The sequence below is a fragment of the Amycolatopsis sp. FBCC-B4732 genome (assembly GCF_023008405.1).
In the GTDB taxonomy this organism is placed as follows: domain Bacteria; phylum Actinomycetota; class Actinomycetes; order Mycobacteriales; family Pseudonocardiaceae; genus Amycolatopsis; species Amycolatopsis pretoriensis_A.
In genome coordinates this window covers 9,985,453-10,012,259 of the sequence record NZ_CP095376.1, presented here as the reverse complement: position 1 = coordinate 10,012,259, position 26,807 = coordinate 9,985,453, and the positions used below count along the sequence as shown (strand labels likewise).

Annotated in this window: 26 protein-coding genes and 1 tRNA gene; 15 read left to right on the top strand and 12 right to left on the bottom strand. The window is 71.7% G+C overall.

Features of this window, described 5'->3' with window-relative positions; translation table 11 throughout:
* The first annotated feature begins 132 nt into the window (after window positions 1-132).
* Together MUY14_RS45860 and MUY14_RS45855 are read left to right on the top strand one after the other, a co-directional pair.
* Window positions 133-651 carry an O-acetyl-ADP-ribose deacetylase gene (locus MUY14_RS45860; protein ID WP_247019308.1) on the top strand — a complete coding sequence of 173 codons (519 nt, stop codon included), beginning with the start codon at window positions 133-135 and terminating at the stop codon, window positions 649-651.
* A gap of 28 nt (window positions 652-679) precedes the next feature.
* Window positions 680-1,327: an HAD family hydrolase gene (locus MUY14_RS45855; protein ID WP_247019307.1), complete on the top strand. Its 648-nt coding sequence runs from the start codon at window positions 680-682 to the stop codon at window positions 1,325-1,327.
* Here MUY14_RS45855 and MUY14_RS45850 read toward each other — a convergent pair.
* Window positions 1,313-1,780: an NUDIX domain-containing protein gene (locus MUY14_RS45850; RefSeq protein ID WP_247019306.1), complete on the bottom strand. Its 468-nt coding sequence runs from the start codon at window positions 1,778-1,780 to the stop codon at window positions 1,313-1,315. The genes MUY14_RS45855 and MUY14_RS45850 overlap by 15 nt on opposite strands.
* Before the next feature lie 116 nt (window positions 1,781-1,896).
* Here MUY14_RS45850 and MUY14_RS45845 point away from each other — a divergent pair, with 116 nt between their 5' ends.
* Window positions 1,897-2,334 (top strand): DoxX family protein, encoded by a 438-nt coding sequence (locus MUY14_RS45845; protein ID WP_247019305.1) that lies wholly within the window; start codon window positions 1,897-1,899, stop codon window positions 2,332-2,334.
* A gap of 21 nt (window positions 2,335-2,355) precedes the next feature.
* Here the strand turns inward: MUY14_RS45845 and MUY14_RS45840 are convergent, their stop codons facing one another.
* From MUY14_RS45840 to MUY14_RS45820, 5 genes are all read right to left on the bottom strand, one after another.
* Window positions 2,356-2,958, bottom strand: a complete 603-nt coding sequence (locus tag MUY14_RS45840) for an ATP/GTP-binding protein (protein WP_247019304.1) — start codon at window positions 2,956-2,958, stop codon at window positions 2,356-2,358.
* Window positions 2,939-3,310: a DUF742 domain-containing protein gene (locus MUY14_RS45835; RefSeq protein WP_155541361.1), complete on the bottom strand. Its 372-nt coding sequence runs from the start codon at window positions 3,308-3,310 to the stop codon at window positions 2,939-2,941. The genes MUY14_RS45840 and MUY14_RS45835 overlap by 20 nt, the downstream gene beginning before the upstream one ends.
* A complete protein-coding gene (locus tag MUY14_RS45830; RefSeq protein WP_013229428.1) occupies window positions 3,307-3,726 on the bottom strand; it encodes a roadblock/LC7 domain-containing protein in 420 nt (139 codons plus the stop codon). Before MUY14_RS45830 ends, MUY14_RS45835 begins: the two co-directional genes overlap by 4 nt.
* Window positions 3,726-6,230, bottom strand: a complete 2,505-nt coding sequence (locus MUY14_RS45825) for an ATP-binding protein (RefSeq protein WP_247019303.1) — start codon at window positions 6,228-6,230, stop codon at window positions 3,726-3,728. Before MUY14_RS45825 ends, MUY14_RS45830 begins: the two co-directional genes overlap by 1 nt.
* Window positions 6,231-6,817: 587 nt before the next feature.
* Entirely contained in the window at window positions 6,818-7,474 is a 657-nt protein-coding gene (locus MUY14_RS45820; RefSeq protein ID WP_247019302.1) for a transcriptional regulator, read from the bottom strand.
* Window positions 7,475-7,670: 196 nt separating this feature from the next.
* Between MUY14_RS45820 and MUY14_RS45815 the strand changes: the two genes are divergently transcribed.
* Window positions 7,671-9,527, top strand: coding sequence for a long-chain fatty acid--CoA ligase (locus MUY14_RS45815; RefSeq protein ID WP_247019300.1), 1,857 nt, complete (start codon window positions 7,671-7,673; stop codon window positions 9,525-9,527).
* Between the two features lie 109 nt (window positions 9,528-9,636).
* On the opposite strand, the gene MUY14_RS45810 is transcribed toward MUY14_RS45815, so the two are convergent.
* Window positions 9,637-10,536, bottom strand: a complete 900-nt coding sequence (locus MUY14_RS45810) for an SDR family NAD(P)-dependent oxidoreductase (RefSeq protein ID WP_247019298.1) — start codon at window positions 10,534-10,536, stop codon at window positions 9,637-9,639.
* Between the two features lie 384 nt (window positions 10,537-10,920).
* Here MUY14_RS45810 and MUY14_RS45805 point away from each other — a divergent pair, with 384 nt between their 5' ends.
* Both MUY14_RS45805 and MUY14_RS45800 read left to right on the top strand, forming a co-directional pair.
* The gene (locus tag MUY14_RS45805) at window positions 10,921-12,135 is read left to right on the top strand and encodes an MFS transporter (protein ID WP_281506235.1); all 1,215 of its coding nucleotides are present in this window, start codon (window positions 10,921-10,923) and stop codon (window positions 12,133-12,135) included.
* A 546-nt stretch (window positions 12,136-12,681) separates the two neighbouring features.
* Complete coding sequence (locus MUY14_RS45800; RefSeq protein ID WP_247019296.1) at window positions 12,682-13,896, top strand: diguanylate cyclase; 1,215 nt, start codon at window positions 12,682-12,684, stop codon at window positions 13,894-13,896.
* Here MUY14_RS45800 and MUY14_RS45795 read toward each other — a convergent pair.
* Entirely contained in the window at window positions 13,874-14,785 is a 912-nt protein-coding gene (locus tag MUY14_RS45795; RefSeq protein ID WP_247019294.1) for a hypothetical protein, read from the bottom strand. The two genes, MUY14_RS45800 and MUY14_RS45795, sit on opposite strands and share 23 nt — an antisense overlap.
* A gap of 166 nt (window positions 14,786-14,951) precedes the next feature.
* On the opposite strand from MUY14_RS45795, the gene MUY14_RS45790 reads away from it, so the two are divergent.
* The 3 genes from MUY14_RS45790 to MUY14_RS45780 all read left to right on the top strand — a co-directional run bounded on the left by MUY14_RS45790 (window position 14,952) and on the right by MUY14_RS45780 (window position 19,573).
* Window positions 14,952-17,102, top strand: coding sequence for a phospholipase (locus MUY14_RS45790; protein ID WP_247019292.1), 2,151 nt, complete (start codon window positions 14,952-14,954; stop codon window positions 17,100-17,102).
* A 143-nt stretch (window positions 17,103-17,245) separates the two neighbouring features.
* Window positions 17,246-18,907, top strand: coding sequence for an LCP family protein (locus tag MUY14_RS45785; RefSeq protein ID WP_247019290.1), 1,662 nt, complete (start codon window positions 17,246-17,248; stop codon window positions 18,905-18,907).
* A gap of 195 nt (window positions 18,908-19,102) precedes the next feature.
* Window positions 19,103-19,573, top strand: a complete 471-nt coding sequence (locus MUY14_RS45780) for a helix-turn-helix domain-containing protein (protein WP_247019289.1) — start codon at window positions 19,103-19,105, stop codon at window positions 19,571-19,573.
* A 58-nt stretch (window positions 19,574-19,631) separates the two neighbouring features.
* Here the strand turns inward: MUY14_RS45780 and MUY14_RS45775 are convergent, their stop codons facing one another.
* Window positions 19,632-21,089: an NAD(P)/FAD-dependent oxidoreductase gene (locus MUY14_RS45775; RefSeq protein ID WP_247019287.1), complete on the bottom strand. Its 1,458-nt coding sequence runs from the start codon at window positions 21,087-21,089 to the stop codon at window positions 19,632-19,634.
* 72 nt (window positions 21,090-21,161) lie between these two features.
* Here MUY14_RS45775 and MUY14_RS45770 point away from each other — a divergent pair, with 72 nt between their 5' ends.
* Complete coding sequence (locus MUY14_RS45770) at window positions 21,162-21,761, top strand: TetR/AcrR family transcriptional regulator (RefSeq protein ID WP_247019285.1); 600 nt, start codon at window positions 21,162-21,164, stop codon at window positions 21,759-21,761.
* A 193-nt stretch (window positions 21,762-21,954) separates the two neighbouring features.
* The gene (locus MUY14_RS45765) at window positions 21,955-22,392 is read left to right on the top strand and encodes a hypothetical protein (RefSeq protein WP_247025538.1); all 438 of its coding nucleotides are present in this window, start codon (window positions 21,955-21,957) and stop codon (window positions 22,390-22,392) included.
* A gap of 4 nt (window positions 22,393-22,396) precedes the next feature.
* On the opposite strand, the gene MUY14_RS45760 is transcribed toward MUY14_RS45765, so the two are convergent.
* On the bottom strand, window positions 22,397-22,618 hold the full coding sequence (locus MUY14_RS45760; RefSeq protein ID WP_086864478.1) for a DUF3618 domain-containing protein: 222 nt from the start codon (window positions 22,616-22,618) through the stop codon (window positions 22,397-22,399).
* Between the two features lie 99 nt (window positions 22,619-22,717).
* Here MUY14_RS45760 and MUY14_RS45755 point away from each other — a divergent pair.
* Both MUY14_RS45755 and MUY14_RS45750 read left to right on the top strand, forming a co-directional pair.
* Window positions 22,718-22,791, top strand: a tRNA-Leu gene (locus MUY14_RS45755).
* A gap of 184 nt (window positions 22,792-22,975) precedes the next feature.
* Complete coding sequence (locus MUY14_RS45750; protein WP_315863247.1) at window positions 22,976-23,257, top strand: helix-turn-helix domain-containing protein; 282 nt, start codon at window positions 22,976-22,978, stop codon at window positions 23,255-23,257.
* Here the strand turns inward: MUY14_RS45750 and MUY14_RS45745 are convergent.
* Window positions 23,250-24,197, bottom strand: coding sequence for a saccharopine dehydrogenase NADP-binding domain-containing protein (locus MUY14_RS45745; RefSeq protein ID WP_247019283.1), 948 nt, complete (start codon window positions 24,195-24,197; stop codon window positions 23,250-23,252). The genes MUY14_RS45750 and MUY14_RS45745 overlap by 8 nt on opposite strands.
* 70 nt (window positions 24,198-24,267) lie before the next feature.
* Here MUY14_RS45745 and MUY14_RS45740 point away from each other — a divergent pair, with 70 nt between their 5' ends.
* On the top strand, window positions 24,268-25,185 hold the full coding sequence (locus MUY14_RS45740; RefSeq protein ID WP_247019281.1) for a helix-turn-helix domain-containing protein: 918 nt from the start codon (window positions 24,268-24,270) through the stop codon (window positions 25,183-25,185).
* 159 nt (window positions 25,186-25,344) lie between these two features.
* Window positions 25,345-25,662, top strand: coding sequence for a hypothetical protein (locus MUY14_RS45735; RefSeq protein WP_247019279.1), 318 nt, complete (start codon window positions 25,345-25,347; stop codon window positions 25,660-25,662).
* Here the strand turns inward: MUY14_RS45735 and MUY14_RS45730 are convergent.
* Window positions 25,656-26,741 carry an aldo/keto reductase gene (locus tag MUY14_RS45730; RefSeq protein WP_247019277.1) on the bottom strand — a complete coding sequence of 362 codons (1,086 nt, stop codon included), beginning with the start codon at window positions 26,739-26,741 and terminating at the stop codon, window positions 25,656-25,658. The genes MUY14_RS45735 and MUY14_RS45730 overlap by 7 nt on opposite strands.
* Window positions 26,742-26,807 lie beyond the last annotated feature (66 nt).

Genomic DNA, 26,807 nt, shown 5'->3' with positions numbered 1-26,807 from the left:
AGGGCCGCCGAGGGGCCACGTGTTCTGCCGCGACTCCGCGCCGAAGGGCAACTCGCCGGGGTACTCCTCAGTGGCCAGCTCGGCGATGGAATTCAGCAGCACGAACCCATTCTGTCCGGGAGGATCCACCCCATGCGCATCCGGATCCTGGACGCCGACATCACCACCCTCGAGGTGGACGTCGTCGTCAACGCCGCCAACTCCTCGCTGCTCGGCGGGGGCGGGGTCGACGGGGCCATCCACCGCAAGGGCGGCCCCGAGATCCTCGCCGCGTGCCGGGAGCTGCGGGCCGGGCACTACGGGAAAGGGCTCAAGACCGGCCAAGCCGTCGCCACCACCGCGGGGAACCTGCCGGCCGAGTGGGTCGTGCACACCGTCGGTCCCGTCTGGTCGGCCACCGAAGACCGGTCCGGGCTGCTCGCCGACTGCCACCGCAACGCCCTGGAAGTCGCGAAGGAGCTGGGCGCCAGGACCGTCGCCTTCCCGGCCATCTCCACGGGCAGCTACCGCTGGCCCCTCGACTCGGCCGCCGAGATCGCGCTCGCCACCGTCAGCCAGGCCGACCCCGGCGGGATCGAGGAGGTCGTCTTCGCCCTCCGCGGCGAACAGGCGATGCGGGCCTTCGAGGCTCGTCACAACCCCCTTGCCTGAACGATCACCGACCGGGCAGGGTTCACCCGTGCCCACCCGCGCCCTGGTCTTCGACTTCGACGGCACGCTCGCCGACACCGAGTCCGCCGTTCTCCAGGCGTGGCAGGAGGTCTTCCTCGAGCACGGCACCGAGCTCCCCCTGGAAGCCTGGTACGCCGTCATCGGGACCCAGCACACCACGCCCGCCATGTTCGCGCTGCTCGCCGAGCACGTGCCCGGCATCGACGTCGACGCGCTGCGCCCCCGGACCAAGGCCCGGGTCTACGAGCTCCTCGAGACCCTCGGCGCCCGCGAAGGCGTCGAGACCTACCTCGCGGCCGCGCACGAAAGGGGCCTCAAGCTCGCCGTCGCCTCCAGCTCGTCCGGGGGCTGGGTCAACCCGCACCTCGACCGGCTCGGCATCGCCCACCACTTCGACGCCGTCCTCACCGGGGACCGGCACAAGGCCAAGCCCGATCCCGACCTCTACCTCGCCGCGCTGGACGCCCTCGGAACGACCGCGGCGCAGACCATCGCCTTCGAGGACACCCCGCACGGCGTCACCGCCGCCAAGGCCGCCGGGCTGACCTGCGTCGCCGTGCCGAACGCCATCACCGAGAGCCTCGACTTCGGGCAGGCCGACGTCGTGCTGCCGTCCTTCACCGCCAAACCGCTGGACGCCCTACTCGCGCACTAGCTCCAGCAGCCGGTCCAGGAACGGCAGCTGGCCCTTCAGCAGCTTCTCGCGCGCCGCCGCCAGCGAGAACCACTCGACCCGGTCCACCTCGGGGAACTCCTGCTGACGACCCGAGCGCGGCGGCCACTCCATGGTGAACGTCCCCGGCACCACCAGCGCCGGGTCGAGGTCGCCGGCCACCGCCCACGCCGTGACGACCTTGCCGCCCGACTGCTTCACCTCGCCCAGCGGGACGTACTCGCCGTCCGGGGCCGGGAGGCCCAGCTCTTCGGCGAACTCACGCCGCGCCGCGGCCTCCGGCTCTTCGTCCGGCTCCAGCTCGCCCTTCGGCAGCGACCACGCCGCCGCGTCCTTCTTCGCCCAGAACGGCCCGCCCATGTGCCCGAGGAGCACTTCGACGGCCTCGCCCCGCCCGCGGTGGAGCAGGAGCCCGGCACTGCGTTTGCCCGCCATCGGCCCAGTCTGCCGAAACCCCCGGAAAAAAAATCCGCCGGGGTTGTCGATCCGGTGGTGACCCGCTCGACGCGTAGGCAGAAGGCACGGAAGCAACCCAGGGAAGGAACCCCGAAATGACCACCACCATCGCCCGCGAGACCCAGTCCACCGCCACCCCGAAGACGCAGGTCACCGGCATCGTCATCGGCGCGAGCCGGATCGTGATCTCGTTCCTGTTCGGCTTCCACGGCTTGCAGGGATTCGGCTTCTTCGGTGGCGTCGACGGCCAGGGCGGCGGCGTCCCGTTCGGCTCGTTCCCCGGCTGGTGGGGCAGCGTCTTCGAGCTCGCCGGCGCGCTGCTGCTCCTCGTCGGGCTCGCCAGCAGGCCCGCTGCGATCCTGCTCTCCGGCGTGATGGCCTACGCCTACTTCACCGTGCACGCCCCGATGGGCCTGCTGCCGCTGCAGAACATGGGCGAGCCGGCCGCGGTCTACGCATGGGTCTTCCTGCTGTTCGCCGCGATCGGCCCGGGCCGCTTCGCCGTGGACACGCTCGTCAAGCGCCGTCGCTGACGCCGCGAGAGCGCGGTCCGGTCAGTAGCCACCCTGGGCGGCTGCCAGATCGGACCGCGCCATCACGTGTTCCATCAGGCTGGTCAGCACCTGCTTGGTCGACTCCCGGTCCCGGGCGTCGCACAGCAGCAGCGGGACGTCCATGCCGACGTCGAGCGCCTGCCGGACCTCCTCGGTGCCGTAGCGGTACGCGCCGTCGAAGCAGTTCACGCCGACGACGAACGGCAGGTTGCGGCGCTCGAAGAAGTCCACGGCCGCGAAGCAGCTGTCCAGCCTGCGGGTGTCGGCCAGGACGACGGCGCCGAGCGCGCCCTCGGCCAGCTCGTCCCACATGAACCAGAACCGGTCCTGCCCCGGCGTACCGAACAGGTACAGGATCAGGTCCGGGTTGATCGTGATGCGGCCGAAGTCGAGCGCGACCGTCGTCGTGGTCTTCTGCTCGACGCCCGACAGGTCGTCGACGCCTTCGGAGGCGGTGGTGATGACCTCCTCGGTCCGCAGTGGCGGCACTTCGCTCACCGAGCCGACCATCGTGGTCTTGCCGACCCCGAACCCGCCGGCGATGAGTACCTTGACCGCGGTCGCGGTCAGGTTCCGCCGGGGGTCAGAGTTTCCGGATGCCATCAAGGACCGCCTGCAATACGTGTCGGTTGGGGGATTCCTGAGCCGGTGCCGCGGTACGGAACAGCACCAGGTTCTGCTCGATGAGGTCGCTGAGCATCACCTTGACCACGGGCAGCGGGAGGTCGACCCGGGCGGCCACCTCGGCCACCGAGACCGGCCGCTGGCACAGGGCGATGATCCGCGCGTACTCCGGTTCGAGCATGCCCGCTTCGTGCGCGGTACGCAGGGCGACGACGAGCGTGATGAGGTCGAGCCCGAGCGTGTCCGACCGCGTGCGGCCGCCCGTGACCGCGTACGACCGGACCAGGGGGCCGGCCTCGTCGTCGAACCAGGCTTCGTGCCGTCCGCTCATGGCGACGTGGGCAGGACGCCGGCACCGGTCCGCGGGGCCGAGGTGAGCACCTGGCCGACGCGCTTCACCATCAGGTTCATCTCGTACGCGACGAGGCCCATGTCCGCGTCTTCACGCGCGAGCAGGGCCAGGCAGGCACCCCGCCCGGCCGCGGTCACGAAGAGGAACGCGTGGTCCATCTCGACCATCGTCTGCCGGACGTTGCCGCCGCCGAAGTGCCGTCCGGTCCCGCGCGCGAGGCTCTGGAACGCCGAAGCCACCGCGGACAGGTGTTCGGCGTCCTCCTCGGAGAGGTTTCCCGATCGCCCGATGAGCAGGCCGTCCGAGGACAGGACCACCGCCCGGTCCGCCCCGGCGACCCGTTTTACGAGGTCGTCGAGCAGCCAGTCGAGCTCGTGGGCGCCTGAGTTGACCATTACTCGCGCTCTCCGTACGTGTCGTCGTTCTCGGGAAACTCTTCGTCACGGGCCCGGCGGGTGCCCTGCTGGAACGCGGACAGCCTGCTGCGGGCGGCCTCCGGGGAGTCCAGCCGCACCTCTTCGCGTTCCTGTGCGGGCTTATCTTCCCGCAACTGCGGCACGAGGCTCTGCTGGCGTCGCCGTTGGGGCAGCGGCGGGCGGCCGGGCGCCTCCGGGCGGCGCGGCTGCTGCGGCCGTCCTTCGGGCACCGCGGGGCGCGGTTCCTGCGGCGGCCACGCCGGCTGCTGCGCGGCCGGGCGGGCCGGGCGCGAGGTCCGGTTCGGCGGGGACGGCGGGCGGAGCGGGGCCACCGGCTGCGCCTGGGTCGGCTGGCTCACCGGCTCCGGGACGGAAGCGACCGGGACCGGCGTCGGCGCGGACGGCGGCGCGGGCGGCGCCGCCACCGGGGTCGGCGCGGACGGCGGCGGCGAGACCGGCGCCGGCTGGGTCGGCATGGGCGGTTCGGTGCGGTGCCGGGCCGGGCGGCGCTGCGGGCGCTTGAGCGGCGCGACCTCGTCGTTGCCCTGCTCCGGCTCGACCGGGTTCGGGACGAGCTCCGGCTTCGGCGGGGTGATCGGCTGCTCCGGCTCGGACTCGGCGAGCGGGGCCAGCAGGTCGGTGCGCACCAGGACGATGGCCCGGGTGCCGCCGTAAGCGGACTCGCGCAGGTGCACCTGGATGCCGTGGCGGGCGGCCAGCCGCGCGACCACGAACAGGCCGAGGCGCGGCTCGTCGGACAGCGCCATGATGCCGAAGTCCGGCGGGCTGGCCAGCATCGTGTTGATCTCTTCGGTCTGGTCCGGCTCGAGCCCGAGGCCCTGGTCCTCGACCTCGATCACGACGCCCTTGCCGACCACGTTGCCGCGGATCTCGACCCGCGACTGCGGCGGCGAGAACGACGTCGCGTTGTCGATCAGCTCGGCGAGCAGGTGCACGAGGTCGCCGACGACCGGGCCGCGGATGGCGATCTGCGGCAGCGCCGCCGTCTTGACCCGCGCGAAGTCCTCGGTCTCGGCGGACGCGCCGCGGACCAGCTCGGCCAGCCCGACCGGGTTGCGCCACTGCCGGCCCGGCTGCCCGCCGCCGAGGATGATCAGGTTCTCGGCGTTGCGGCGGGCGCGGGTGGAGAGGTGGTCCAGCTGGAACAGGGTGTCCAGCTGCTCCGGGTCCTCCTGCTTGCGCTCGGCCTGGTCGAGCACCTTGAGCTGGCGGTGCACGATGACCTGGCTGCGGTGGGCGATGTTGAGGAACACCGCCTTGGTGCCCTCCTTGATCTTCGCCTCGTCGATGGCGGCCGCGATGGCGGTCTGCTGCGCCTTGTTGAACGCGTCGGCGACCTGGCCGATCTCGTCGGTGCCGTGGTCGAGGAAGTGCCCGCCCTCTTCCAGGTCGACGGGCTCGCCCGCCTGGACCCGGGCGACCAGCTCGGGCAGCCGGACCTCCGCCGCGTCGAGGGTGTCCTCGCGCAGCCGGTGCAGCCGGCCGATGAGCCGGTTCGACAGCCGGACGGCGACGAAGACCACGAAGACCGCGAACAGGACGGCGATCACACCGGCGATCAGCGACTCGGTGAACGTCGAGTCGGCGTCCTCGATGGCGGCCTGGCTCGCGTTCGAGCTCTGCGCGACGAAGATGCCCATCAGCGCGTCGCCGACCTGGCGGGCGGCGGTGCGCCACTGGTCCTGCGCGACCGGCAGCTTCGTCAGGTCACCACGCAGGAAAGCGGTTTCCACCTGGGTCACGGTCTGCCACGGCTGGCTGGCCAGCAGCTGGTCGTACTTGGCCTTGACCTCGGGGATCATCTTCGGCGCCGAGGCGTCGAGCTGGGCGTGGTAGGCGCCGACCTGGCCGACGTAGGCGCGGAAGTCGTCGTTCGTCAGCCCGCCCGCGGCGAGCCCGGCGGCGGCGAGCGCGTCACTGCGCTGCATCGCGTCGGCCGCGGTGAACAGCGGGATGGCGGTCAGCCGGTCGAACGCGTTCTGCGCGCCGCGGGCCTTCTGCGCCAGCCCGGCGACGCCGTCGGTGAACTGGTCGAGCATCCTGTTGTAGAAGGCGAACGCCTGGCTGATCTGGATCTGGCCGCTGTCGACCGCCTGACGCGTCTGCGGCAGCTGCTGGAAGACCCCGAAGAACGTGGCGATGTTCTTCTGGACGCTCGGCGGGGTGTCGTCGTAGTCCGCGAAGTTGTCCCGGAGGTTCTCGATCTCCTTCGCGGCGGTCGAGTCGACCTTCGGGCGGACGGCCGCGAGCACGGCCCGCTGGTTGCCCTGGCCGGCGAGGAGGCTCAGCGTCGCCTGGCGCTCCTGCTGGAGCGCGGCGAAGAACGGGATCGCCGGAGCTTCCGAATTCCGGATGCGCGTGGTGTAGTCGCGTGCGGTCACCGCGTCGTAGATGAGGTAGCCCGCGAGGGCCACGCCGACCAGCAACAAGGCCACACTGGGGATGAGCGCGATCGTGAGCACGCGCTTCCGAATCGAGGATCCCCGGTTGCGTCGAAGAGAAATCTGCTTCACCTGGGTCCGTTTTCCTTCCGGCAGTACATGGTTTCGGGTCGCCCGAGGCGGTCAACACCCGGATTCCGACCAGCCGGATCAACATCACCGTGGTCTGCTTCGCCCGCGACGACGGTATGCAGCCGCTCAGGGCGCGTCAAGTCCGTGGCGCGAACGTGATCTTGGCACGGTGACCCGTCCACACTTGCTGCCTGCTCTTGGAAAGTCCACCACCGAAAGTCGTGACGTTCGTCCCAGGTCGACTTCCGTTTCACCGCAGGGATGCACGCTGGTACCGGTTGCGGTCCGCCCGCCGTCCCGCCGCGGGTCCGCTACGTACGACAGCGCCGGATGGTTCGGTGAGAAACGTCACGGGTTCGCGAAGCCGGCCGTCCGCCGCCACTTCGTCCGGGCCGGACGGCTTCCGTAAAGCGGAAATGCGCGGCATTCGCGAAGACCGCCACGGATTCCCCGGACCGCACACCGGAATTCCCGCCATTCCGCATGCGCGCTCGCGCGGACACGGCCCGTGGCGCCGGTACCGGTTCCGCGGGCGGTCAGGCCGGGAACTCGTCGGCGAGGGTGTTCCAGAAGAGCAGTTCGTAACTCTGGAAGAGCCGCGCGTAGCGATGCGCCTCGGCCCTGTCGAGCCGCCGCGCGTCGAGGCCGGCCTGGACGGCCGCGAGCGCTTGTTCTTCGATTTCGGGGACGTCCGCAGCGAAAAAGTCGAAGAACGCGCACTCGGTGGCGGTGAAGCCGTAGTGCGCGCGCATCGCGGCGGCGACGTCCCGGCAGTACCGGCCGAAGGCGGCGAAGTTCGCGAAGATCCCGGCCACGGCGGCCGCCGACTCGCCGTTCAGCGCGAGCCACGCCACGTACGCCGGGTACGCCTGGCAGCCCGCGCGCGGCAGTTCCTTCCCGTGGTCCGGGCCAGTGGCCGCGAGCAACGCGTCCAGCATCCCGTTCGCCTGCTGCTCCCCCGGCGCCAGACCACCGAAGAAGGCGCGCGCGTTCGGCTCGTCGGCGCGGGCGGCGAGCGCGTGGAAACTCCGCCAGTCGCTGGCGGTGATCAGCTTTTCTTCGGCGGCGAGCGCGGCGAACACCTCGCGCGGCGCCCGGCCGGCGGTGATCAGCGGGACCAGCCGGTTGTCGCCGTCGCGCGGCGCGAGTTCGGCCTGGATCCGGTCAAGCAGCTCACGAGCCGACCGCGTCATCGCTTCCCCCTGGAGTCCGTGGTACCTCCATTGAAGCGCGGCCGGCGCGCGGGCGCCCGTGTACACAGTGGACGGTGGTGGGCGGCTGACCGGGATGTCCGGTTCGACGGCGACGGTTGACCTGGCCGCGATTCTCTATCCACCTCGGCCGGGAGCCCCTACAGTGTGGCCATCCGGAGCACCGAGGAGGCCAGCGTTGACCACCCCGTCCGTCGCCGAGCAGACCGAAGGCCAGACGATCCCGCGGCTGTTGCACCGCAACGCGGTCGACTACCCGGACCTGCCGGCGATCACTTCGCTCGACCTCGAAGGCCGGCCGACGCTGAGCTGGCTGGAATTCCGCACGGCGATCGCGGAGGTGTCCCGCGGCCTCGCCGGGCTCGGGCTCGCCGCGGGTGACCGCATGCTGATCATGGCGCCCGGCTGTCCCGACCACATCATCGCCGACCTCGCCGCGACGCACCTGTCCTCGATCCCGTGCACCGCCTACGCCACGCTCAGCCCGGACCAGATCCGGTTCGTCGCGCGGCACAGCGCGGCCCCGGTCGTCGTGCTCGGCGGCGAGACCGAGCTGGCGCGCTGGCGCCCGGTGCTCGACGACCTCCCGGCGCTGCGCCGCATCGTCGTGATGGACGAAACCGCGATCCCCGAAGGCGACGGCCGGTTCGTCTCCCTCGCCGACCTCCGGAGCTGGGGCCGGGAAGCGCTTGCCGCCGACCCCGAGGCGTTCGAGCGGTCGTGGCAGGACATCAAGCCGGACGACCCGCTGTCGATGATCTACACCTCGGGCACCACCGGCGACCCGAAGGGCGTCGTGCTCTCGCACCGCAACGCGATCCACCAGGCGTACGCGGTCACCGAGCTGCACCACCCGCCGATGCACGCGACGAACATCGCGTACCTGCCGCTCGCGCACATCGCCGAGCGCGAGCTGTCGGTGTACCTGCCGATCGTGTGGGCCGGCCACGTGCACACCCTCGCCGACCCGACCGCGGTCGCCGGCGCGCTCGGCCAGGTGCACCCGCAGAGCTTCTTCGGCGTCCCGCGCGTGTGGGAGAAGATGGTCGCCGGCCTCAAGAACATGCTCGGCAGCGTCCCCGAAGACCGGCGCACGGCGCTGCTGCAGGCGAACGAGCTGCTGCAGCAGGGCTACAAGCTGCGCAGCGCCGGCCAGGAGGTACCGGCCGAACTCGCCGAGAAGATCCGCCAGACCGACGAAGCCGCGCTGGCGCCGGTCCGCGGCCTGCTCGGCCTCGACAAGCTCCTGGTCGCCTCGAGCGGCGCGGCCGCCCTGCCGGTGGAGATCATCTACTTCCTGGCCGGCCTCGGCGTCGAGATCTGCGAGGTCTGGGGCCTGTCGGAAACCACCGGCGCGGCGACGTCGAACTCGAGCACGGACTTCCGCGCGGGTTCGGTGGGCAAGCCGCTCGACGGCGTCGAGGTGAAGGTCGCCGACGACGGCGAACTGCTGGTCCGCGGCCCGATCGTCTTCCTCGGCTACCTGCAGGAGGACGGTACGATCGCCGACGCCACCGACGCGGACGGCTGGTACGCGACCGGCGACATCGGCACGATCGACGAAGACGGCTTCGTGACGATCACCGACCGCAAGAAGGAACTGATCATCACCTCGAGCGGCAAGAACATCGCGCCGACGCGGATCGAGGGCCTCCTCAAGGAGCACCCGCTGATCGGCCAGGCGGTCGCGATCGGCGACGACCGCCCGTACGTGACGGCCCTGATCGTCCTCGACGACGAAATCGCCCCCGGCTGGGCCGCGGCGAACGGCGTCGAGGCGACGCCGGAGGAGCTGGCTTCGCACCCGGCGGTCCGCGCGGAACTGGAGCGCGCGGTCGAGTCGGCGAACAGCCGGCTGGCGCGGATCGAGCAGATCAAGCGCTACCACGTGCTCCCGAAGGCGTGGACGCCCGAGTCGGGCGAGCTGACCCCGACGCTCAAGCTCAAGCGCCGGGTCATCAACGACCGCTACTCGACGAACATCGAGGCCCTGTACGCGGCAACCCGCGACCCGGAGCCGGCCGCCGGCGCCTGACCACCCCCGCACTTTCCCTACGAAAGCTCCGCCCCCAGGGCTCGCACTTTCACGTGAAAGTGCGAGCCCCAGGTCGGCACTTTCACGTGAAAGTGCGAGCCCCGGCGCGTCAGGCGGTGCGGGGTGAGGTCGACTCCGTCCACTTGCGCAGCCTCGGCGGCACGCGCTTCTCCAGGCCGTAGTTCTCCAAGTGGGCGGAGAACACCTCGTCGAACGCCTTCTGCACGGTCTCGGTGTCCCAGACCGGCCGCTCGAGGATCGGCTGCTTGAGGAACGGCTGGCCCATGACGTGCAGCTGCGGGCCGTTGCACCGGATCATCTGGCCGGTGATGCCGTGCGAGCCGGCGCCGAGCAGGAACAGCACGACCGGGGCGATCCGCGCCGGCGTGCGGTCCGGTGGGCACGCGCGCAGGGAGCGCTCGGACTTCCACACCATGCGCGTGTGCGCGAGCGGGCAGACGGCGTTCACGCGGATGTCGTGCTCCTCGAGGTCGAGCGCCCAGGAGTAGGTCAGCGACGCGACCGCGCCCTTGCTCGCCGCGTACACGCCGAGCTTGCGCTGCCCGAGCGAGGCGCCCGACGAGATGTTGACGATCGAGCCGCCGGTGCCCGCGCCGACCATCGCCTTGATCGCGGCCAGCCCGGTGTTCACCACGCCCATGACGTTGACGGCGACGAGCTCGCGCGCCTGCTCGGCGTCGTCCTCCCAGGGCAGGGCCTCGTAGTTCAGCCCGGCGTTGTTGACCAGCCCGTCGATCCCGCCGAACTCCTTGACGCAGAGGTCGACGATCTCCTGGGCCTGCCCCGCGTCGGCCACGCTGTGCCCGCTGGCGACGGCCCGGCCGCCGTGCGTCCGGATGTTCTCCGCCGTGCGCTCGGCGAGCTCGGCGTCGACGTCGTTGACCACCACCGCGCCGCCCGCGCGGGCCACGTGCACCGCGAACGCCTCGCCGAGGCCCCGCCCGGCGCCGGTCACCACGACCGCCTTGCCCTGCATCAACCCGTCCATCGTCCACTCCCCGCTCTGCGGCGCCGGCGGCGCGCGTCCCGTCCACCCCGGCCGGCTCTGGGTCCAGTCTTGGCCCATCCGGCCCAGCGGGGCAGCGCCCCGACGACGAGCGGCGGCCGCCCTGCGCCGAGCGAATCCGGTTCGATCAGTCCGGAGGTACCCGCGGGCCGGTCACAGCCACCGTCCGCCGCCTCTTCGGGTGTGTGACCCGATCGCCCCTCGACGGGGTGAGTGCCGCCCGTTCCGAGGACATCGGCGCGTAATCGGCGCCATACTGTTCGTGCTTCCGGGAGGTCAGCGGTGACTCCCCCGGACGGGGTCGTCACTGGCGAGGCACAATGCGGACGGTCCATATTCACTCGATCGGGGGACGGTGGTTACGAGGTGACGACGCGCGCGACGCCGCGGCTGCGGGCCGTCCTGGCCAACCGCGAGTTCCGCGCGCTGTGGTTCGCCGAAACCCAGTCGATGCTCGGCGACCAGCTGACCATCGTCGCCCTCGCCATCCTGATCTTCGACCGGACCGGCTCGCCGCTGCTGTCGGCCGTCGTCTACTCACTGACGTTCCTGCCCGCGCTCGCCGGCGGGCTCGGCCTCTCCCAGCTCGCCGACCGGTTCCCCCGCCGGGCGGTGCTGGCGACCGGCTCGCTCGCGCAGGCCGTGCTGATCGGGCTGATGGCCGTGCCCGGGATGCCGATGGCCTGGCTGTTCGTCCTGTTCGTCTTCGCGCGGCTGGCGAACGCGCCGTGCAACGCGGCGCAGAACGCGCTCGGCCGGGAGATCTTCGCCGACGACGACGTCTACCTGCAGAGCCAGGACCTGCGCGGGATCACGAACAACACGGCCATGCTGGCCGGCCTCGCCGCGGGCGGGCTGCTGGTCACCGGCATCGGGACGTCGTGGGCGCTGGCGATCGACGCGCTGACGTTCCTGGTCGCCGCCGCCGTGGTGCGGCTGATGATGCTGCGGCGCCCGGCCGCGGGGAACGGGAACGCCCCGTGGTTCGGCGCCGTGAGGCAGGTTTTCGGCGACGAACGGCTGCGGGTGCTGCTCTACCTGTCCTGGCTGGTCGGCCTGGCGGTGATCCCGGAGGGTCTCGCCGCGCCGCTCGCCGCGCAGCTGGGCGCGGGTGACCAGGCGGTCGGCTGGCTGCTGGCCGCCGATCCGCTGGGGTTCGTGCTCGGGACGTTCCTGCTGTCGCGGTTCGTCTCCACCGAGCACCGCCGCAAGCTGCTGGGTGTGCTGGCCGCGTTGCCGCTGGCCGCGCTCGCGGCGTTCGCGCTGCACCCGAACCTGGCGCTCGCGCTGGTCCTGCTCGCGCTGGCCGGTGCGACCGGCGCGTACGTCATCACGGTGTCCGCCACGTTCATCACGTGGGTGCCCAACGACATCCGGGGCAGCGCCGGCGGGCTGTACCGGACCGGGCTGCGCGTCGCCCAGGGTGTGGGCGTCGGCATCGGCGGGCTGGTCGCCCAGTGGCTCGGCTCCGCGAACGCGACGATCGCGCTCGCCGGTGCGGTGGGACTGCTGCTGGCCGTGCCGGTCGGGTTCGCCTGGCGCCGGGTCGGCGGTGCCGAACGGGAACCGCGGCCGTCATGAGCCGGGGGTTCAGAGGTCACGGTTGGCCATCGGGAGCCACCTCTCCGTGCGGTCAAGATCATGAATGGTATTCAGGCGGTCACAGGTCGCGGTTGCGCATGGTCGCCACCTCTCTGGGTAATCGGGGAGGACAATTCGACGGCGCATCAGAGATCGCGGTTGGTCAACGGTGCCACCTCCGTGTGGGGAGCCTGAAGATGCTTTTGGTCCGCGTTCCCGGCAGTTCCACCGAGGACTCGGCAGTTCCGTTGCAGTGGGATGGTACCCGCCGACGGAATGTGTGAACACTCTGGCAGGTACCGATGAGATTACTCAACACCCGAAGTAGGCTGGAAAGGAGGTGACCAATTGCATCCCGGACCAGACGACGCCGCGACCGGCGGCGGCGAACCGGCCGGCGGCGACCGGCCGCGGCCGACGTCGCCGCACGAACAGCCGGACCAGCCGACCACGCCCGGTGGTCCACCCGGGACGGTCCGACGCGACCACCCGCACTCGCCGCGGAACTGGGCGCTCTGGCGGCGACGTCCCCGCGTCATCGCGTTCATGCTGGGCAGCGAGGGATTGGCCATCGCCGTTCTCGCGGTTTCGCTCGCCTATTCACAGGCGCTCGTTTCCCGCGATTGGCTGAATTTCGGAATCCTCGCGGCAGGCGCGACGGTGCACATTCAGCTGACCCAGCGGCAGGAAGAACGGCGCCGCAACCGCAAAAAGACGGTGCTGATCGACCTCACCGCCGTGTGGACTTTTTCCGCGGCGATGATCCTCCCGGTTCCGCTGACGTTGCTCGTCATCTTCGTCGTCCGGCTCCAGCACTGGTTCATCGCCCGCCGCCCGGCACACAACTTCATTTTCTCGTCGATCACGCACGGTCTCGCGGCGGTGCTCGCGCACCTCACCTACACCGCGCTCGGCCCCCATTTCCTGGGCACCGGCTGGGACGACTTCCTCGCCGAGTTCGGCGCCATCGTCGTCACCGCCGCGATCTACGAGGCGATCCAGATCGTCTACGTCGGCGGGGCACTCGCGCTCGGCATGTCCTCCGAGCCGACCCTGCGTAACGTCCTGGGCAGCCCGGCCGACAACATGCTCGAAGCGATCACCGTCGGCCTCGGCGCGGTGACCGCGATTCTGCTCGCCGTCGTCCCGCCGATGGTCGTGGTGATGGCGGTCGCCACCGTGGTCTTCAATCGGCTCGCGGAACTCGACCAGCTCCAGAACGACGTCCGGACCGACCCGAAAACGGGCATTCTCAACATGCGCGGCTGGTCGGAGTCGGCGGAGCGGGCACTGGAACGGACCGCTCGATCGAGTGATCAGCTGGCGCTCCTGATGGTCGATCTCGACCACTTCAAGTGGATTAACGACACCTATGGACATCCGGCGGGCGACGACGTGCTCCGCACCGTTGCGCAAACGCTGGACGAAGTGACGAGACCGAGCGACTTGGTCGGCCGTTTCGGCGGTGAGGAATTCCTCATTCTGCTCCCGGACATCGACGAAGAAGCCACCTGGGACGCGGCCGAACGGATACGCGTCGCGATTGCCAAGTTGCACATCGTGACCACGGACAAGCGCGGCGACCCGGCGACGATCGCGGACCGGACCACTTCGATCGGCGTGGCCCGCCACCCCCGCCACGGCGACACCCTGGAGCGCCTCCTCCAGTCCGCGGACGCGGCGGTCTACCTGGCCAAGGAGAACGGCCGCGACCAGGTCTGCTTCGCGCCGGACACGCTCACGCCGCCAGCCGCACCGTGAGCTCGAGCTTGACGAGGACGTCGGCGCAGGTCCGGGCGGCGGAGGGATCGAGCCGCAGCAGCTCACCGCGGTAGCCGCCGGACTCGAGCCGCAGCACCCGCGCCCCGGCCGCGGGCCGCGGGTGACACCAGTGCCGGACAATTCCGGTCCCGGCCGGGTCCTTGGCGAGCAGGAGGTACTCGTGGCCGAGGTCGTCGGCGACGCGGCCGAGCCCGTTCCACCAGAGGGCGCGCAGGGTCAGGCCGCCGTCGTCGCGAGCGAGGTCGACGGGGGGATCGGCCTCGATGTCGACGCGGAAGCCGAGTTCACCGAGGTGCAGCGCCCGAACTTCGAGCCCGGCACCGGCCCGGTCACCGCCGCCGGCCACTCTGCCCGGCACCGGGCCGCCTGGCCCCAGGTCACCCAGCTCCACCTGCGGCAGCACAGCAGCCACCACCAGCTCCGCCGCCCGCCGTCCGTCCTCCACCCCCGGGACCAGCGGCGCTCCCAGCAGCTCGTCCACCAACAACCGGCAGCCGCTCGCTTCGGCCCACCCCAACGCCGCCGTGCGCAGGCCCGGCTCGGCCCGCAACCGCTCCCGCAGCGGCCCGGCCCGCCCGAACCGCCGGCTGTACCGCGCCGCCCGCACCAGCCGAGCCGCCTCCGGGCCCGCCGAGCCGTACCACCCCGTCATCGCCCGGCCGAGCGCATCGAGCTGCCCGGCCAGCACCACCCGCGCCACCGCGTCCGGGCACGTCCGGGCCAGCTCGCGCGGTGCGAGCGACCGCAACGCCCGCGCCAGCGCGCGCAGCTCCGGGCTCCGCGGCCGGCGCACCAGCGCGCCGGGGGCCAGCCGGCGCAAGGCGCGGACCGCGTTCTCCACCGGTACTCCGGGATCGGTCGAGCTCACCGCACGCCCTCCTGGTCACCGCGCCCCCGGGGACAGCGTCACCGACCCGGGTGCGCGCGGGGAAGAGGAGATCGGGCGGCCGATCGGGCAGCTTAGGGGAAACCCGCGCCGCGACACTGGGGTTGTCCCCATGTCGGGCCCACCCCCGGGCTGGCACCCTGGACCCATGCCAGCCGAGCCCGAGCCGCCTCGTCGTCGCCGACCCTGGTCGACGTCCGGGTGGCTGCTGCTGGTGCTGCTGGTCGTCTTCGCGTTCGGGCTGATCGCCTCGCGCCCGCCGTCGCCGCCCGACCAGGGGCCGCCGACCGGGGACGTGCTCGCCGCGCAGAACGCCGTCGAGGCGCTCGTGCACCCCGGCCCGCACCCCGACGCGCTCGCGCTGCTGCCGAAGGACTTCACCGCGCTCAGCGGCGTCACCCCGGGCGCGCTGCCGGCGCGCGACGGGACCGTCCGCGCGGTCCACGTCGACGGCGGCTGCTCGACGCCGTGGGGCGACGACAACACCAAGTGGGACTACGCCGTGCCGTGCAAGGCGCACGATCTCGGCTACGACCTGCTGCGCTACGCCGACCGCAAGGGCCACCCGCTCGGCCCGGAGGTCCGGGCGGCGCTCGACGACCGACTCTCCTACGACATGCACCACGCCTGCGACCTCAACCCGATGAACTCCGCGCTCACCTGCCGGGTGGTCGCGTCGTTCTACTCGGCGGGCCTGGTCGTCAACTCGTGGCACCAGCGCTGGGGCCCGCCGGTCGGCGACCCGATCGGGCCGATGGTCGCCGGCGTGCTCGTGATCGCCTGCCTGCTGGTGTTCCGGCTGCGCGGCTGGCTGCGGACCCGCCGCGAACCACGGCGGCCGGCCCCCGCCACCCCCGCCGACGTCAGCCGGTGGGCGCTGCTCGGCGCCGGCGGGGTCGTCCTGCTGCTCCTCGGCGAGTCCGTGACGGCGCTCGCGCACTGGGCGGGCGCCGCCGAGACGGCGTGGTGGCCGCTCACCTGGCTCACCCAGCTCACCCCGCTGATCTTCTTCGCCGGCGGCCACGCCAACGCCGCCGGCTGGCGCGCCGAGCAGGAAGCCGGCGGCGGCTACCGCCACTTCCTGGCCGAACGCGCCAGCCCGCTGCTCCGCCCGGCGCTGATCTTCGCCGTCGTCGCGCTGCTGACGCCGCTCGCGCTCGAACTGCTCGGCATCCCGGCCGGCACGACGGCCACGGTCATGCGGATCGCGCTGCACCCGCTCTGGCTGCTCGGGGTCTACCTGCTGACGATCGTCTGCGCGCCCGCGCTGCTGGCCCTGCACCGCCGGGCGCCGGTGAGCGCGGCCGCCGTCCTGCTCGCGCTGGTCGTCGGCGGCGAGGTGCTCGCGGACGCCGCGGGTTCGCCGCTGCCCCGCTACGCGGCGACGTTCGCCCTCGCGCTCCTCGCCCAGCAGCTCGCCTTCGCCCACGCCGACGGCGTACGCCCGGCACGACGGCTGCTCGCCGTGGCCACCGCGAGCGGGGTAGCGGGCCTCGTCGTGGCGAGCGTCCTGCGGGGCGGGCCACCTGTCCTGCTCGGCAGCCCGGGCGCCCCGGCGGCGTTGTCGGCGCCGCCGTGGGGCGTGCTGCTGCTCGGCCTGGTCCAGCTGGGCCTGCTCGGGCTCCTCGCCGGCCCGCTGGCGCGCCTCGGCCGCCGTCCCGGCGTCGCCACCGCCTGCCGGTTCGTCCTGCGCGCGCCGATGAGCCTCTACCTGGCGTTCCTCGCCGCGATGCTGCTGCTCGTCGCCGTCGTCTACCTGCCGGGGCGGATCGCCGACGGCCTGAGCTGGCTGATCCGGCCGCGGACGCTGGTCGCGGTCGGGCTGCTCGCGGTGCCCGCGACCGTGGTCTTCTGGTGGTTCGAGCGGCACAGCCACGGTGCACGGGCACCTCGCGCGGCCGAGCTCCCCGGCCGCCGGACGGCGGTGCTCACGCGGGCCGCGGCCGTGCTCGGCATCGGCTACGCGATGCTCGGCGTGTTCGGCTTCGCGCTGACCCGGTTCGGCGGGGTGGCCGCCGACGCCGACCTGCTCGGCCTGCGGCTCGACCCGATCCAGAGCCTGGTGCACCTGCTGCTCGGGGTCTTCCTGCTGCACACGATCCGGATCGGCGCGGGCGCGGCGACCGGCACCTGGCTGGCCACGGCGCTGGCCTGCGCGCCCTCACTGCTGTTCGCCGCGGACGGCGGCACGCCCGGCTTCCTCGGCGTCACCCTGCACGTCGTGACGGCGGCGTTCGCCCTGCTCGCCGCGGCCGGCACGCTGCTGCCGGCCAGACGTCCGGCGGGGGCGGCTTCGTGACCAGGCGAAAGCGCCGGTCCTGCGGGAAACTGGGTGGTGCATGACACATTCGTGGGGGGATGTGTAACGCTACGGCAACCCGGGGCAGGCACCATGCGTCCCAACCCCAGGACCACCGATCGAAGCAGTGAGGAGTCGCCCGCGTGGATCACCCGCCGCGGAACGGGCAAGGCGACCGCCGCCCCGCCCGGCCCTGGCAGGACGAGCCGGGCCGGCGCACCCCACCGCCGTCCCGCCGCCCGGCGCCCCGCCGCGAGCCCGTGGACGCCCGCCGTCCCGCTCCCGCGCAGCGCCGCCCCCGGCCGCGCCCGGTCGCGCGGGGCCGCCGCAACTCCTTCCGCGGCGCGAAGATCGCGCTGGCCGTCGTCTCGCTGCTGGTGATGGGCCTGACCGGGTACGCGTGGGCGGCCATGCAGGGCCTGGTCAACGGGCTGAACTACGCGAACGTGATCAGCGACGACGCCGGCGGCGACAAGCCGGCCGACGGCGCCCGCGACATCCTGCTGGTCGGCCTGGACAGCCGCACCGACGCCCAGGGCAACCCCCTGCCGCGCGAGGTGCTCGACGAGCTGCGCGCCGGCGAGTCCGACGGCGAGCTCAACACCGACTCGCTCATCTTCGTGCACATCCCGAACGACGGCAGCAAGGCCGTCGCGATGTCCCTGCCGCGCGACTCCTACGTCGACATCCCCGGCTACGGCAAGCACAAGATCAACTCGGCGTACGCCCGCGCGATGCTCGCGGCCCGCAAGGACCTGCAGAAGCAGGGCGTCACCGACCCGAAGGAGCTCGACGTCAAGGCCAACCAGGCCGGGGCGAAGGAGCTGATCCAGACGATCGAGAAGCTCACCGGGTCGACCATCGACAACTACGCCGCGGTCAACCTGCTCGGCTTCAGCGACATCACCAAGGCCATCGGCGGCGTCGACGTCTGCCTGAACGACAACGTCAAGGACCAGTACTCCGGGGCGAACTTCAGCAAGGGCCAGCACACGATCTCCGGCGTCGAGGCGCTCGAGTTCGTCCGCCAGCGCCACGGCCTGCCCAACGGCGACCTCGACCGGGTCGTCCGGCAGCAGGTGTTCATGGCCGGCATGGCCCGCAAGGTGCTCTCGGCGGGCACGCTGACCAACCCCGGCAAGCTCAACGACCTGATCGACGCCATCAAGAAGTCGGTCGTGCTCAACCAGAACTGGGACATCTTCGGGTTCGCCCAGCAGATGAAGGGCCTGACCGGCGGCCAGCTCGAGTTCCGGACCATCCCGGTGAAGAACGTCGAGTACCGGACCCCCGAGGACGGCGTCGCCATCCAGGTCGACCCCACCGAGGTCAAGCAGTTCGTGCAGAGCCTCGCCGGACCGCAGCCCGGTCAGACGTCGCAGCCGCCCGCGCCGCAGGCCGACCCCGCCAACAAGGCGACCACGGTCGACGTCCGCAACGCCTCCGGCAAGACCGGCCTGGCCGCGAGCGTCGCCAAGACCCTCGAAGGCAAGGGCTTCACCTCCGGCGACACGGCGAACGCGACCTCGCGCAAGACGACGGTCATCTGGGTGCCGAAGGGCGGCAAGGACAAGGGCCAGGCCGTCGCAGACGCCCTGGGCGGCTCGCCGACGATCCAGGAGGACAAGAGCGTCCAGGCCGGTCACGTGCTGGTCTTCCTCGGCGCCGACTTCCAGGGCGCCACCTCCGACGCGAACTCGGGCGCCGGTGCCGGTGCTTCCTCGAGCGCGCCGTCCCAGGCCGCCGCGCCGCCCGCCGACGCGGAGAAGCCGATCACGGCCGAGGGCGTTCCCTGCGTCAACTGACCCCCGGGAATGCGCCGGTGAGCGAGCCGGCGTTAACCCGTTCGGCCTAACTCGCGCAATCGGTATCAAAGACATGCGCGAATTCGCGTAAGGGTCGGGCTCCTGCGCACTTACATACACGTGAGGGTGCACCTGCACGGGAAAGTTGTCACAACCGTACGGGTGCCGCGGGAGCGCACGGCAGGGGAAATTGATGTGCTGATCGACGGCGAGGAGTACCAGCGGATACTCGGGGACGAGCTCCGGAAGCTCCGGCGCAGCCGGGGCTGGACGCGCAAGGAGCTCAACCAGCACCTGCAGAGCGAGATTTCGCTGCAGACGCTGGCCACCTACGAACTGGGCACGAGACAGTGCTCCGTCGTGCGCCTGGTCGAGCTGTGCGTCGCGATGGACGAGCTGCCCCAGGACCTGCTGGCGAAGGTGCACCGCCGGGTGTTCGTCGACGAGCCCGGCCGGGTCCGCGTCGACCTGCGCAAGGTCGTCGCGGATGAGTCCCCCGAACTGCTCCCCCTGCGCCGCTGGGCCGAGGACCGGCTGCGCCAGTCGGGCGAGCACGGCGCCGCCGAGGTGGCGCTCGACCTGCCCGCGCTGGAGCGCATGGCCGAGCTCTGCGAGCTGCCGACCGTCGAGCTGATCGCCGGCCTCCGCCGCTACGTCTCCCGCTAGTCCCAGCCCGGTCGTGGGTGTTCAGGGCGGTCAGAACCGCCCTGAACACCCACGCCCCTCAGCCGACCAGGAAGTCTTCGCGCCGCACCTTCCGGGTGTCCAGCCAGTAGCGCCAGGTGAAGCCCGGCCAGATGGTGCGGTTGACGCCCTTGGCGTCGAGGTACCAGCTCTTGCAGCCGCCGCGCGTCCAGATGCCCTTCGCGAGCTTGCGCTGGATGTCGGTGTTGAACCGCTCCTGCACCTCGGGCTTCGGCTCGATCGCCCGGCCCCGGGCCAGCCGCAGCGCCTCCGCGACGTAGGAGATCTGGGCCTCGATCATGAACACGACCGAGTTGTGCCCGAGCCCGGTGTTCGGGCCGAGCAGGAAGAACAGGTTCGGGAAGCCGGCGACGGTGATCCCGAGGTGCGTCCGCATCCCCTCGGTCGCCCACTCCTTGCCGAGGTTGCGCCCGTCGCGGCCGACGATCTCCAGGTCGTCGAAGGCGTCGGTGACGTGGAAGCCGGTGCCGTAGATGATGACGTCGGCCTCGTGCTCGACCCCCGCCGCGTCGACGACGCTGCGTTCGCGCACCTCCCGCACGCCGTCGGTGACGACGTCGACGTTGTCTCGCGCCAGCGCCGGGTAGTACTCGTTGGAGATGAGCACGCGCTTGCAGCCCATGGTGTAGTCCGGCGTGACCTTACGGCGTAAGGTCGGGTCGCTGATCGCACGGTCGATGTTCCGCTTGGCCAGGCGCTGGCCCAGCTTCATGACCCACGACTGGCCGTTGAAGCCGATCGCGCGCGCTTCGAGCAGCCAGTAGAGCAGGTTCCGGTAGGCGCGCTGAGCCGGCGGGAACGCCCTGAACAGCGCGCGGGTGCGCCCGGACATCTCGTGGTCGGCCTTGGGCATGATCCACGGCGGCGTCCGCTGGAACAGCGTCAGCTCGGCCACCTCGGGCGCGATCTTCGGCACGAACTGGACCGCGCTGGCGCCGGTGCCGATCACGGCGACCTTCTTGCCCTCGAGGTCGACGTCGTGGCGCCACTGCGCGGAGTGGTAGGCCGGGCCCGCGAACTTCTCGATGCCCGGCAGGTCCGGGACCATCGGCAGGTGCAGCGCGCCGACCCCGGCGACCAGGGCGTTCCCCACGAACTCGTCGCCGCCCCTCGTGGCGACGTGCCAGCGGTTGCCCTCGGCGTCCCAGCGGGCGCCGGTCATCTCCTGGCCGAACCGGACGAAGCGGCGCAGGTCGTACTTGTCGGCGACCTCGCGCATGTAGCGCCAGATCTCCGGCTGCGGCGAGTAGGCCCGCGACCAGCCCGGGTTCTGCTCGAAGGAGAACGAGTACATGTGCGACGGGATGTCGCAGGCGCACCCCGGGTAGCTGTTGTCGCGCCAGGTGCCGCCGACGTCCTGCGCCTTTTCGAGGATGACGAAGTCGTCGCGCCCCTCCTTGCGCAGCTGGATCGCCATGCCGAGACCGGAGAAGCCGGTCCCGACGATGACGACCCCGGTTTCCGTGCGGTTGCCCATGGCGCCCTCCCGTTGCCTGTTACTCGTCGTCCATCTTACTCAGAGTAGGTTACTGCCGGTAGAGTGTTGCCCATGACGACCGCGAAGCGCAAGCGCATGCCCCGGGCCGAGCGGATGCGGCAGATGGTCGAGGTCGCCGAAGAGGTTTTCGCGGCACGCGGCTACGCGGCGGCGTCGATGGACGAGATCGCCGAACTGGTGGGCGTCTCGAAGCCGATGCTCTACGAGTACTTCAACTCGAAGGAAGGCCTGCTGCTGGCCTGCATCCGCGAGTCGCGGTCGATCCTGCGCGAGGTCACCGAGCAGGCGACGGTCGGCGCGGCGACGGCCGAGGACGCGCTGCGCCGCGGCCTGCTCGCCTTCTTCGTCTTCATCCGCGAGCGGCGCCAGGCGTGGTCGCTGCTGCGCCACGAAATGGCGCTGATCGGCACGCCGGCCGCGGACGAGGTCGAGGAGACCCGCCGCCAGCAGACCGACCTAATCGCCGCGTTGATGAGCGGCTACTTCGACAGCGGCGACGACCTGCGGGCCGAAGCGGCCGCGGAATTCGTGGTCGGGGCGTGCGAACGGCTCGCGATCTGGTGCGAGAAACACGATGAGGTGAACCCCGAGACGGCCACCGAATACGCTATGGACGTGCTGTGGAGCGGCCTGCAGCACCGTGCACGGTAGCCTGCAAGTGCATTAGGCCATTCGGTCGTTACTCACTGCTGTCGTGTCCTGTGACACAGAGTTGCTCTACGGTACTGAAGACACGGTAGAAAGTGTGCTGGACCTTCACGGCCGAGAGGGGGCGCGGTACCGCGTCATGGAATCGCGGCGACCGCGTCACGGTTGTGAAGGCATGGAGAGGGGCGTGAGGCAGATGGTGGAAGCGATCACGGCGACGTACGTCCAAGAGGACGCCGACTGGACGATCACGGTCAGCGGCCAGGGCAAGGAGCTGACCGCGCGGGCACCCGGCATCATCGCGGCCCGCGACCGGGCCGACCAGCTGGTCGAGGAGCTCGCGGTCGACGGCAAGGCAACGGTGGTGCACCTGCTCAACGGCAGCGCGCTGGACTTCACGAGCGCGTACATGACCGCGCGGCTGACGCTCCCGAAGCTCCCGCCGCTCGAGGTCCCGCCGCCGGGCAGCGTGCCGAAGCAGCAGACCACGGAGGCCGCGCAGGTCCCGGAGGTCGCGGACAAGAAGCCGCAGCTGCCCCCGAGCAAGCAGCTCCCGAAGGCGGTCGAGGACCGCAAGGCCCCGGCCGAGCCGGCGCCCGCCACGGAGAGCAAGGCGCCGGCCAACCAGGCCTGAGCCGCTACTTGAGGAGCTTGCGCACCAGCAGGACGAGCACCAGGATCCCGCCACCGATCAGCGGGTACTTCACCTTGGGGTTGTCCAGCTTGGCGCGCACGCCGTCCTTGGCCGCGTCGGCGAGCTTCTTGGGGTCGGCCTTGACGGTCAGCTGGTCGAGCGTCGCCGCCAGAGCGGTCCTGGCCTGCTCGATCTCACGCTCGATCGTCTCGGGGTCGCGAGCCACGTTTCCTCCTCGCCGCATGGGTCTTCCGAGCCCCAACTTAGTCGACCGCCCCACCGCTCCCGCACGGGCCACGCCGCACGCTACGCTTCCCCGTGCTGCGGGCCCGTAGCCCAATTGGCAGAGGCACATGGTTTAGGTCCATGCCAGTGAGAGTTCGAGTCTCTCCGGGCCCACTCGCTTGTCGTATCTTCCGGGGGCGCAACCTCCGGACCCCCACCGTGGTCACGTCCGGGAGCCGGCGCCCACTTCTCCCCGGCGTACGCCACCAGCGTGCGGGGGTCCTTCCCCGTGAGCCGCCGGAAGTCGTCGCTGACCGCGGCGAACGCGCCCGCTCGCACCAGCTCGGACAGGTGCAGCATGTGGTCGACCCACGCATCGGGACGCCCGGACTTCGCGAAGTGCTCCTCGTGCTCCGCCTGCGTCACGTCCTGGTGCCGGATCGGCCGCCCCGACGTGGTCGGCGAACCGCCGCCGACCTACCTCACCCGCTGGCGCATGACGACGGCCGCGCGGCTGCTCCGCGAGACCGACCGGCCGCTGGCGCAGGTGGCTTCGGCCGTCGGCTACGGGTCGGCGTTCGCCTTCGCCTTCCGCCGCGAGTACGCGACCACCCTGGGCGGCTACCGCTCGCTCAGCTGAATTCGACGGTGATGTGCGGCGCCAGCGCCCGCAGGAAGTCCGGCGCGTCGAAGATCTCCCCCGCCGACGCGACGCCCTTCACCCGCGCCCGCCCGGTGAGGATCCGCTCGACGGCCTCCACCGCAAGCGGCGCGCTGACCGCGTAGATGTCCTGCCCGTGCGCGACGGCCCGGCGTTCCTCGTCGTCACGCCGCACCCGGACGTCCACCACGAACGTCTCCGCCGCGTCGCGCTCGGCGGCCGCCGCCAGGCCCTGCGCCGCGTCGACCGTCATGTACGACGTCACCGAAGGGACCGCCAGGTGCCGCGGGATCGTCACGATGTCGGCCATCGAGAACTCGCCGAGCACCGGCCGCGTACCGAGCGGCTCGGGGAAGCTCCACTCCAGCGACGGCAGGGCGTCGTCGCGGTGCTCCAGCCGGCCGCCCGCGCACCGGACGCGCTTGCCGCCGCGGCGCTCGCGGGACACCTGGCCGGCCGCGAGGGTGCCCGGCGTCGGGTGCCAGCCGCTCAGCCCGTAGGCGACGTGCACCTCGCCGGCCGACGGCCAGTCGCCCATCGCCGCCGTGGCCAGCAGGTCGCCCAGGCCGCCGAAGAACGCCATCGCGGGCACCACCGCGGTGTCGGCGGCGAGCGCGAAGGTGTCGAGGTTGGCTTCGATCTCCGCGGCGACGTCGACGTAGGGAATGCCGGCGCGGATCGCCGCCGAGGCCAGCGGGAGCGCCGTCGCGGCGAACGGGCCGGCGCAGTTGATCACCGCCGCGACGCCGTCGAGCGCCCGGTCGAGGGCCGCCGGGTCGTCGACCGACGCGGGCCGCCCGCCCGGCAGCTTCGCCGCGTCGCGCCCGGAAAGGACCGGGGTGAAGCCGCGCTCGCGCAGCTCGGCCACCACGAAGCGGCCGGTGAGCCCGTAAGCGCCGTAAACCAGTACCGAAGTCATGAAGCAATCCTCGCGACGTTCGTTCGCCGTCGACAGTGTCCGGAACGACGTGATGCGTACACTTTCGGACGTGCACGCTGTCGCGCTCGCCGCCACCGACGGGATGCTCTCGTTCGAGCTGACGATCGCCACCGAGGTGTTCGGCGAGAACCCCCGCTACGACTTCGCGGTGTGCGGCAACGAGCCCGTGCGGGTCGGCCGCTTCCTGCTCGAACCCGACGACGGCCTGGACCGGCTGGCGCGGGCGGACACGGTGCTCGTGCCGGGGTGGGCCGACGTCGACGCGGCCCCGCCCGCCGGCCTGATCGACGCGGTGCGCGCGGCCCACGCGCGGGGTGCACGGGTGGCGTCGCTCTGCACGGGCGCGTTCGTGCTGGCCGCCGCCGGCCTGCTCGACGGGCTGCGCGCGACCACGCACTGGGCGCACACCGACGTCCTCGCGGCCCGCTACCCGGGGGTGACGGTGGACCCGGACGTGCTCTACGTCGACAACGGCCAGGTGCTGACGTCCGCCGGCAAGGCCGCGGCGATGGACCTGTGCCTGCACCTGGTGCGCGCCGACCACGGCCCGTCGGTCGCGAACGCGGTCGCCCGCCGCCTGGTCGTGCCACCGCACCGCGCGGGCGGCCAGGCCCAGTTCGTCGCGGCCCCGGTCCCCACGCGCGACGACCACCCGCTCTCGGCGCTGCTCCCGTGGATCACCGCCCGCCTCGACCGGCCGCTGACCGTCGAGGACCTGGCCCGCCAGGCCAACATGAGCTCCCGCCACCTGGGCCGCCACTTCCGCGCGGCGACCGGCACGACGCCGTTGCAGTGGCTGCTCACCCAGCGCATCCGCCGCGCACAGGAGCTGCTGGAGAACACCGACAACGGCGTCGAGTCCATCGCGGAGGCGGTCGGCATGGGCACGGCGACGACGTTGCGCCGCCACTTCAACCGCGCGGTCGGCGTACCCCCGGACACCTACCGCCGCACTTTCCGCGGTTAGGGTTCGCCGCCCGCTCGCGGTCCTTTGCTTTCACTCCGGCGCAGAAGATTCCCGCGCGTAGCCCGAGTTGTCCACAGCCGAGCGCCGCTCGCGCCAGCGGAGCGGATCGTCCGGTCCATCCCGCTGCCGACCGCGAGCCGCCGGGCGAGCCGCACCGCGATGTACCCGGACGAACCGACCCTGGCCACCTTCAGCGCCGCCACCGCGACCTTCGCCGCGCACCTTGACCAGCTCGCGACGATCGCGGGCTGGATGGCCGGACACGGTGTCACCCCCGCGGACGCCGACGGCTACCTCGCCCACGTCTTCGGCGAACTCGGCCGCACCCTGGCCGGGTTCGACGGCACCCTCGGCGAGCTGGCCCGCAGGCACGAGACGCCCGGCGGGATCAACGAGCAGTTCCGGACGGCCGTACGAGACCCGGAGCGCGTGCGCCGTGCCCTCGACGACGTCCTCGCCCGTGTGAAGGGTCAGTAGCGCACGTCGCTCTGCAGCAACGGCGGGTACACAGTGGACGGTTCGCCGTCGACCGTCGTGCCCGCGAACTGCAGCATCGCCCGCTGGGCGCCGTGCATCGGGGCCGGGTAGTCCAAAGTGGGCGCCGAGACCTCGTCCAGCGTCGCGAGCTGAGCCGGCGACAGCGTGACGTCCAGCGCCGCGAGGTTGCCGGTCAGGTGCTCCCGCCGCCGCGCGCCGACGATCGGGACCACCGTGCCGGGCCGGGCCAGCAGCCACGCCAGTGACACCGCCGCCGACGTCGTCCCGAGTTCGTCCGCGATCCCGGCGACGGCGTCGATCACGGCGAACTCCGCTTCGGACGGGCCGCCGACGAAGGCCGCGCGGGCCGAGTCGGTGACGTCGGTGCCGCGCCGGTACTTGCCCGACAGGAAGCCGTTCTTCAGCGGGCTCCACGGCGTCAGCGCGAGGCCCTGGTCGAGCGCGAACGGCGCGAGTTCGCCTTCGACGGTCCGCGCCAGCAGCGAGTACTCGACCTGCAGCGCGATCAGCGGCGTCCAGCCCCGCAGCAGCGCCCTCGTCTGGGCCTGCGCGGTCACCCACGCCGGGGTGTTGGAGAAGCCGACGTACCGGATCTTGCCCGCGCGCACGAGGTCGTCGAGGGTCCGCATGGTCTCCTCGACCGGTGTGTGGCGGTCCCAGTTGTGCAGCCAGTAGAGGTCGAGGTGGTCGGTCCGCAGCCGCCGGAGCGACTCGTCGAGCTGGGCGGTGATCGACCCGCGGCCGGCGCCGCCGCCGTTGGGGTCGCCGGGGAACATGTTGCCGAAGAACTTCGACGCCAGCACGACGCGCTCGCGGCGGCCGGGGTGCGCGGCGAAGAAGTCGCCGAGGATCTTTTCGGAGTGGCCGTTGGTGGAGAAAAGTTCCCTCGTGTCGACGAAATTGCCGCCGTGGTCGAGGTAGGTCGCAAGGATCTTTTCGGACTCCTCGACGCCGCAGCCGGCGCCACCGGGGTCTTCGCCGAAGGTCATGGCGCCCAGGGCGAAGGGGCTGACGCGGAGGCCGGACCGGCCGAGGGTGACGTAGTGGTCGAGTGGCACGAAACTCTCCTTGCGTGTCGGATCGGTCAACCCAGGAAACCGCGTTAACCGGGTATTTGGTAGATC